The sequence below is a fragment of the Trichormus sp. NMC-1 genome (assembly GCF_001858025.1).
Taxonomy (GTDB): domain Bacteria; phylum Cyanobacteriota; class Cyanobacteriia; order Cyanobacteriales; family Nostocaceae; genus Anabaena.
In genome coordinates this window covers 1-1,181 of the sequence record NZ_LZQD01000035.1, presented here as the reverse complement: position 1 = coordinate 1,181, position 1,181 = coordinate 1, and the positions used below count along the sequence as shown (strand labels likewise).

1 protein-coding gene is annotated in these 1,181 nt (G+C 32.1%); it reads right to left on the bottom strand.

The features are described 5' to 3' along the window. Positions 1-866 (bottom strand): DUF4351 domain-containing protein (locus A9Y75_RS25770; RefSeq protein WP_071192727.1); only part of this gene is annotated, 866 nt, incomplete at its 3' end. Positions 867-1,181 lie beyond the last annotated feature (315 nt).

The window sequence follows — 1,181 nt, the reverse complement described above, 5'->3', positions numbered from 1 at the left end:
TTTAACCAATTTTCTAAATCATCAACCTTGCTAAAATCTAATAATGCTTCTCCCAAAGATTCTATTTTCTCAATTGGTAATTTTTGAATCCGTTCAATTAACCCAGGTTGAATTTCTCCAAATCGTTTATTTAGCAAGCGGATAATTAATGCTGATTCTTTTTGCCAAATTGCTAAATCTCTTTCTTGTTGATACAATGGTGCTAGTCTCATAATTACCTCTCTATCTTCCGGATCTTGATTATTTTTTGTCAAATGCGTTTGCAGATTGTAAAATAATTCTAGCGTGATTCTCCTGAAAGGATGATTTGCGGGTAATGCTATAAGTTCGTCAATAGCTTCTTTTTGAACTGTTCCTCTTCCTAACATTCTAATCCATAGGGTTTCTTCTATACGTGGTAATTGATGAATTACTACTATGGCTGTACGAAAAGAGTCACCTAAGTAGTATATTCCCGCTAAAGAGTCATTTTTTAATGTAGCATAAAAACCTGATAAAAGGTTAGCAGATGCGGTAGGGGTAAGTATCCATAATTTTGGAATTTCGTTTTCTGAGATTTTGGTGTTATTTCGTTTTGCTTCTCTTTTTAATAGGGATTTAACTTCTACTAATTTTACTATACAATCTAGGATTTCATCTGCTGTAACTGGGTTGCGATAGGGTTCAAATATTGCTGGCTTTGATGCCATTTTACCTAATAGTCCTAACAGTTGCAAATTAGGATCTACTTGGAGGTATGGTGAAAAATAAACATCTATTTCTTTGATTTCTGCTGCAACTCGACTAGGTGCTTGTACTTCTCCATAGTTTTTCAGAAGTTCTTCTAAATAGTCTTTAGAAAATTGGTCATGTATAAATCTGGTCATTTTTATTGATGATTAATTGTCTGATAGCGTAGCTATATCAAGATTTATAATATTTGAGGATTTACAGGATTGTTAATTGATGATTTTATCCTTTTTAAGATATTAATTAATGTCCTTTATTAAAAATTAATATTTTACTTTGGTTATTTGTCGGTTTGGCTGACGCAAAGAAACCTAACATTTTTATTATCTCACCCAAAGGTATAAAGTTACCACATATAACCACAGATATTTATATAAATAGAGAAATATTCAGAGATATCCAGATAGCCAGAGATATCCAAATAGCCAGAGATATCCAGATAGCCAGAGATA